This window comes from Acidovorax sp., from assembly GCF_027492855.1.
Classification (GTDB): Bacteria; Pseudomonadota; Gammaproteobacteria; order Burkholderiales; family Burkholderiaceae_C; genus Acidovorax.
In genome coordinates, this window is record NZ_JAPUDY010000082.1 from 47,821 (window position 1) to 54,185 (window position 6,365).

A 6,365-nucleotide genomic window follows, 5' to 3' on the forward strand; every position below is an offset into this window, starting at 1 on the left:
CATGCATATCTCCACACTCAAATACCAGAGCCAATCGGTCTCGAAGCTCTATTTCATCGCGGCCATGGCGCTGTTCGCAGGCCAGGTGATCTTCGGCATCACCCTGGGCCTGCAATACGTCGTCGGTGACCTGTTCTTCCCCTACATCCCGTTCAACGTGGCGCGGATGGTGCACACCAACCTGCTCATCGTGTGGCTGCTGTTCGGCTTCATGGGCGCGGCCTACTACATGATTCCCGAAGAGGCCGAGACCGAGCTGCACTCCGTGCTGCTGGCCAAGGTGCTGTTCTGGGTCTTCCTCGCGGCGGGCGCGCTCACCATCGTGGGCTACCTCGTTGTGCCCTACGCCAAGCTGGCCGAGCTCACGGGCAACGACCTGCTCATGACCATGGGGCGCGAGTTCCTGGAGCAGCCCCTGCCCACCAAGGTCGGCATCGTCGTCGTGGCGCTGGGCTTTCTCTACAACATCAGCATGACGGTGCTCAAGGGCCGCAAGACGGCCATCAGCCTTGTGCTGCTGATGGGCCTGTGGGGCCTGGCGCTGATGTTCCTGTTCAGCTTCGTGAACCCGCACAACCTGGTGCGCGACAAGATGTACTGGTGGTTCGTGGTGCACCTGTGGGTGGAAGGCGTGTGGGAGCTGATCCTGGGCGCACTGCTGGCCTACGTGCTGGTCAAGACCACAGGCGTGGACCGTGAGGTCATCGACAAGTGGCTGTACGTGATCATCGCTTTCGCGCTGATGACCGGCATCCTGGGCACGGGCCACCACTTCTACTTCATCGGCCTGCCTGGCTACTGGCTCTGGATCGGCAGCATCTTCAGCGCGCTCGAACCCATCCCCTTCTTCATGATGACGGTGTTTGCCTTCAACATGGTGCAGCGCCGCCGCCGCGAACACCCCAACCAGGCCGCCGTGTTGTGGGCCGTGGGCACCGCCGTGCTGGGTTTCCTGGGTGCCGGTCTGTGGGGCTTCATCCACACGCTCAGCGCCGTGAACTACTACACCCATGGCTCGCAACTCACCGCCGCCCACGGCCACCTGGCCTTCTACGGGGCCTATGTGCTCGTGGTCATCACCATCATCAGCTATGCCATGCCCACCATGCGCGGGCGCCTGGCCAACAGCAAGAAGGCCCAGAACGTCGAGATGTGGAGCTTCTGGACCATGACCCTCGGCATGGCCATCATGGTGCTGGCACTCACGGGCGCGGGCGTCTTGCAGGTGTGGCTGCAGCGCATCCCCGAGGGCAGCAATGCCATGGGCTTCATGGCCACACAAGACCAGTTGCGCTTCTTCTACTGGACCCGTGTGGGCGGTGGTGTGATCTTCCTGCTCGGCCAGCTGCTGTACTTCGCCAGCTTCTTCATCGGCGGTGACCCCGTCACCGAAGAAACCGCTGGCGGCAACGGCAAGGGCGTGTTGCGCGCCCAGTCGCTGCAAGCCGCCTGAACCGTTTTGCACGGACCCGCCCATGGACCACAGTGAACAGCAGCGCATCGCCCAGGCGGCGCTGCCTTTCTATGCAGAACAAGGCGGCGAGGCCGCCTTGTTCGAAAGCGCCTGGCGCCAGCGCCTGCCGCTGCTCATCAAGGGCCCCACGGGCTGTGGCAAGACGCGTTTTGTGGAGCACATGGCAGCCCGCCTGCAGCGCCCACTCATCACAGTGAGCTGCCACGACGACCTCTCGGCCGCCGACCTGGTGGGCCGCCACCTGCTGGGCCACGACGGCACCGTGTGGGCCGATGGCCCCCTGGCACGCGCCGTGCGCCAAGGCGCCATCTGCTACCTGGACGAAGTGGTGGAGGCCCGCAAGGACACCACCGTGGTGCTGCACCCGCTGGCCGACGACCGGCGCGTGCTGCCCATCGAGCGCACGGGCGAACTGCTCGTAGCGCCCCCCGAATTCATGCTGGTGATTTCCTACAACCCCGGCTACCAGAGCCTGCTCAAAAGCCTCAAGCCCAGCACGCGCCAGCGCTTCGTGGCGCTCAACCTGGGCTACCCGGCCGCTGCGGTGGAGCAGACCATTTTGCAAACCGAAGCCGGTGCCAGCCCCGCGCTGGCCGCCACCCTGGTGCGCCTGGGCGCGGCACTGCGCAAGCTCACCGACCACGACCTCGAAGAAGTGGCCAGCACCCGCCTGCTGGTGATGGCCGCACGCCTGGCCGCAGCGGGCGTGCCGCTGGCCCAGGCCTGCCGCGCCGCCATCGTCGATGCCCTCACGGACGACGCCGACACCGCCGCCGCGCTGGACGAGGTGATCTGCGCGCTCCTGTAGCGCTTCTTCATGCAACGCCAGCGCCGCGCCTTCCAGATCGGTTTTTTTGCGCTGTTTTTGTGCGCGCCCGCGCTCAACCTGCTGCGCTTTGACGTGACCGAGGTACAACTGTGGGTGCTGGGCCAGCGCTGGAGCCTGGGGCTGGATGCGTTTCGCCAGGGGCTGATTACACCGACCGAGATGGCGCTGCAACTGGTGCTGCGCGCCTTTGTGCCTGCCATTGCGCTCGTCGGCCTGTTCCTGGCCGTGGCCTGGCGCTACGGACGGCTGTACTGCGGCTGGCTCTGCCCACATTTCTCGCTGGTAGAGCTGCTCAACCACGTGCTGCAAAAAGCCTGCGGCCGCCTGTCGCTGTGGAACCGCAAGCCCACGCCCAAAAACGGCCTCACGCCCGACCGCCGCTGGTGGCCGGTGTTCGTGCTGCTGTGCCTGGTGATGGGTTTTGTGTGGGCCATCACCCTGCTCACCTACCTGCTGCCCCCGGCGGACGTGTGGGGGCGGCTGCTGCGCGGCGAATCGACACTGGGGCAAGCGCAGTTTTTGGCCGTTTTCACTGCCGTGTTCACGGCCGAATTTCTGTTTGCGCGCCACCTGTTTTGCCGCTTTGGCTGCGCGGTGGGTTTGTTCCAAAGCCTGGTGTGGATGGCCAATCCGCGCGGGCGCGTGGTGGGTTTTGCACGCGACGGCAAACGCCCCGTGCCGACAACCGCCAGCGGCCTGCAGGCCGCCCACCCCTCGCACTGCCGCAGTTGCGACGCACCCCACGGCAACGCCTGCGACCGCGCCTGCCCCATGCATCTGCCGCCACGCAACTTCAAGCGGCGCAAGTTCTCGTGTGTGCAATGCGGGCTGTGCGTGCAGGCCTGTGACACATCTCAATCGGCGCAGCAGCGCGAGCCGCTGCTGCAATGGCGCATCGGCGTGGACGCGCTGCGTGAATCGCTGCATGCGCCGCAGCCAGACCCCGCAGCACCATCCCGCCGCCCGGCGGCCATCGCCAGCGCCATGCCCACCCCCCAGGAAAGCTGACATGGAAGAGTGGATCGGCCAGCAATGGCACCGCCTCATCACCCGCTGGGCCGCCCAGGGCCACCCCGAGGCGGCCGTGACGCTCGAAGAGGTGCGCAAGCCCCTGGGCCTGCTGTTTCGCTGCGGCGGCGGGCCAGCGGCCATGCGCATTGCCCCCGTGGCCGAGCGCAGGCACGGCGGGCCGCGCGGCTGGGTGCAGCGCGTGGCGGGCGCTGGCACGCACGCTGCGCTGCCCGAGCTCCAGCCCGACGTACTGGCCCTGCCCGCATCGCTGGCCGTTTTTCCCGAGCGCGCGCTCAACCGCGACCTGTACCTGTGGCTCGCGACCGTGGGCTCGCAATGGAACACACCCCATGCCGCCGAATACGCAGGCACCGGCTGGCTGGCGCACAACCTGGCCGCCGCCCGCGCGGCGCGCCTGGCCTTCCCTGGCCTGGCGCCCGCGCACGACCGGCTGCGCGCGGCCCAGCTTGCACTGCGCCCGCCGCTGGCACAGCTGCGCGGCCCCGCCGCCGAGGCCGAGGCCTGGGTGCAGCGCGCGCTGCGTGGCGAGCTGGACCACATGCAGGACGATGCCCCTTGGCCGCCCCTGGCGCCGTCGCAGGTCGCACCCGTGTGGCTGTGGCTGGATGGCGGCCAGCCCCAGCTCCCCGCCACTGCCCGCAGCGCCCAGCCTACCGAGCCGCCCGAAGGCCGCGAGGCCGCAGCCCCCACGCCCGGCGACGACGCACGCCGCCGCGCCCAGCGCGTGCGCGATGACCGCCACGCCGCGCCGCTGATGCTGTTCTTCCGCGCCGAATCCATCCTCTCGTGGGGCGAATTCACCAAGGTGCAGCGTGCCGACGACGACAGCGACGACGGCAATGCCCTGGACGCCGCCCGCGACATGGACGTGCTGGCCATCGCCGAAGACCCCGGCAACGCGCGCCGCCTGGCATCGCGCGTGCGTTTCGACCTGGACCTTCCCAGCGCCAGCGCCGACGACATGCCCCTGGGCCCCGGCGAGCCCCAGCCCGAGTGGGACTGGAAAGCAGGCCTGCTGCGCCCCGCCCACTGCGCCGTGCAGCGCATGGTGGCGCGCGAGACCACACCCTTCACGCCCGACGCCCGGCTGCGCGCCACTGCGCGGCAGGTGCGCAGGCGGCTGGAAGTGCTGCGCGCAGCCCCCCTGCGCGCCCACGCCCAGCCTGACGGCGACGAGCTGGACCTGGATGCCTGGGTGCGCCACGCCACCGATGCCGCTGCATGGCACAGCGAATCGCCCGCCGTGTGGCAGCGCCGCGTGCGCGCCGAGCGCAACCTGGCCACGCTGCTGCTGGCGGATCTGTCGCTGTCCACCGACGCGCATGTGGGCGGCGCGGGCCAGCCCATGCGCGTGATCGACGTGATCCGGGACGCGCTCTACGTGTTTGGCGAGGCCCTGGCTGCCGGGGGCGACACCTTCGAGATGCTGGGCTTCAGCTCGGTGCGGCGGCAGAACGTGCGCATCCAGCACCTCAAGGGCTTTGACGAAGCCTGGGCCGTGCCCACACGCGCACGCATCAACGCCATCAAACCCGGCTACTACACCCGCATGGGCGCCGCCATCCGCCACGCCACGGCGCGGCTGGCCGCACGGCCCGAGCGCCAGCGCCTCTTGCTGCTGCTGACCGACGGCAAGCCCAACGACCTGGACGTGTACGAAGGCCGCTACGGCCTGGAGGACACCCGCCACGCCGTGCAGGCCGCGCGCGCTCAGGGCCTTACGCCTTTTGCCGTGACCATCGACGACGCGGGCCACGACTATCTGCCCCACCTGTTCGGCCAACAAGGCTATGCCTTGGTGCACCGCCCGCGCGACCTGGCCCAGCGGCTGGCGGCGGTGTACGCACAGATCACACGGCAGGGCTAGGGCCTGGGTTTCATACACCCGCAAAAATCCGGGTTAACCCTTTGATGCGCCGCACCACGATCGTTTGACTTCGGTCATAACGTGCATCTGACACTCCTATTTAATAAGGGAAACTACCAATACACAACAAAGCAGGCCCCACCATGGACATCCGGCAATTTGACATTCCGCGCTACCTATCGGCCCTGCCCCTGTTTCAGGAGTCAACCCCCGATGAATTGGAGCGACTGGCCCAGGGTTGCCGCCTGCGCCGTTTCGCGCGGGGCGACAGCGTTTTTCGCGTGGGCACACCTTGCGAAGAGTTCCACGTCACGGTGCTCGGCCAGGTCAAGCTCTTCGCGCTGTCGCCTGCGGGCCAGGAGAAGGTGATCGAGCTCGTGGGCCCCGGCAGCAGCTTTGCCGAGGCGCTGATGTTCACCGGCAAGCCCTACATCATCAACGCCCAGGCCCTGGCCGACACCTTGCTGCTGAGCGTGGACAAGGCCACCGTCGAGCGCGAAATCCAGGCCGACCCCAAATTCGCCATGCGCATGCTGGCAGGCATCTCGCGGCGGCTGCACGGCCTGGTGCATGACGTGCAGACCTACACCCTGCACAGCGGCATGCAGCGCGTTATCGGCTACCTGCTGCGCGACCTGCCCGAGGACTCCAGCGATGCCGCAGCCATCGCCCTGGCCTGCGCTGGCTGCGGCGAGCCGCAAGCCCCCGGCGGCCTGAACGTGACACTGCCGGTGAGCAAAGCCACCATTGCCTCGCGCCTGTCGCTCACGCCCGAATATTTCTCGCGTGTGCTGCACGAGCTGGAGGAAGCCGGGCTGATTCATATGGACAAGCGCGACATCCACATCCCCGACGCGGTGCGGCTCGCTGGGCACACGGTGGGATGAAGCGGTAGAGTGCAGCCTGCGCGAGCCGCATAAGCTCATCACGAACGATTCGATGCCCTGCGGGCGCAGCGCTGCAAGAATGCCTGCAGCGGCCATCGGCCGCGGCACCATCATCATCACCGAGAAGGACACGCTCACCATGAAGATCGAAACCCTGGCCGTCCACGCAGGCTACAGCCCCGACCCCACCACCAAGGCCGTGGCCGTGCCCATCTACCAGACGGTGGCCTATGCCTTCGATAGCGCCCAGCACGGCGCCGACCTGTTCGACCTGAA

5 protein-coding genes and 1 pseudogene are annotated in these 6,365 nt (G+C 67.7%); all 6 read left to right on the forward strand.

All coding sequences use genetic code 11. The features are described from left to right. Position 1 precedes the first annotated feature (1 nt). Positions 2-1,453 (forward strand): cbb3-type cytochrome c oxidase subunit I, encoded by a 1,452-nt coding sequence (locus tag Q0105_RS16255; protein WP_298213170.1) that lies wholly within the window; start codon positions 2-4, stop codon positions 1,451-1,453. A gap of 22 nt (positions 1,454-1,475) precedes the next feature. Further along, positions 1,476-2,282 carry a CbbQ/NirQ/NorQ/GpvN family protein gene (locus Q0105_RS16260; protein ID WP_298213171.1) on the forward strand — a complete coding sequence of 269 codons (807 nt, stop codon included), beginning with the start codon at positions 1,476-1,478 and terminating at the stop codon, positions 2,280-2,282. Positions 2,283-2,291: 9 nt separating this feature from the next. Next, complete coding sequence (locus Q0105_RS16265; RefSeq protein ID WP_298213172.1) at positions 2,292-3,311, forward strand: 4Fe-4S binding protein; 1,020 nt, start codon at positions 2,292-2,294, stop codon at positions 3,309-3,311. 1 nt (position 3,312) lies between these two features. Further along, positions 3,313-5,202: a VWA domain-containing protein gene (locus Q0105_RS16270; protein ID WP_298213173.1), complete on the forward strand. Its 1,890-nt coding sequence runs from the start codon at positions 3,313-3,315 to the stop codon at positions 5,200-5,202. 143 nt (positions 5,203-5,345) lie between these two features. After that, positions 5,346-6,089 (forward strand): Crp/Fnr family transcriptional regulator, encoded by a 744-nt coding sequence (locus tag Q0105_RS16275; protein ID WP_298213174.1) that lies wholly within the window; start codon positions 5,346-5,348, stop codon positions 6,087-6,089. A 139-nt stretch (positions 6,090-6,228) separates the two neighbouring features. After that, a pseudogene (locus tag Q0105_RS16280) lies at positions 6,229-6,365 on the forward strand (PLP-dependent transferase); the annotation flags it as partial.

Excerpts from the sequence above, each read along its gene's own strand:
- Q0105_RS16255 (WP_298213170.1), top strand. The coding sequence starts at position 2 with ATGCATATCTCCACACTCAAATACCAGAGCCAATCGGTCTCGAAGCTC.
- Q0105_RS16260 (WP_298213171.1), top strand. The coding sequence starts at position 1,476 with ATGGACCACAGTGAACAGCAGCGCATCGCCCAGGCGGCGCTGCCTTTC.
- Q0105_RS16265 (WP_298213172.1), top strand. The coding sequence starts at position 2,292 with ATGCAACGCCAGCGCCGCGCCTTCCAGATCGGTTTTTTTGCGCTGTTT.
- Q0105_RS16270 (WP_298213173.1), top strand. The coding sequence starts at position 3,313 with ATGGAAGAGTGGATCGGCCAGCAATGGCACCGCCTCATCACCCGCTGG.
- Q0105_RS16275 (WP_298213174.1), top strand. The coding sequence starts at position 5,346 with ATGGACATCCGGCAATTTGACATTCCGCGCTACCTATCGGCCCTGCCC.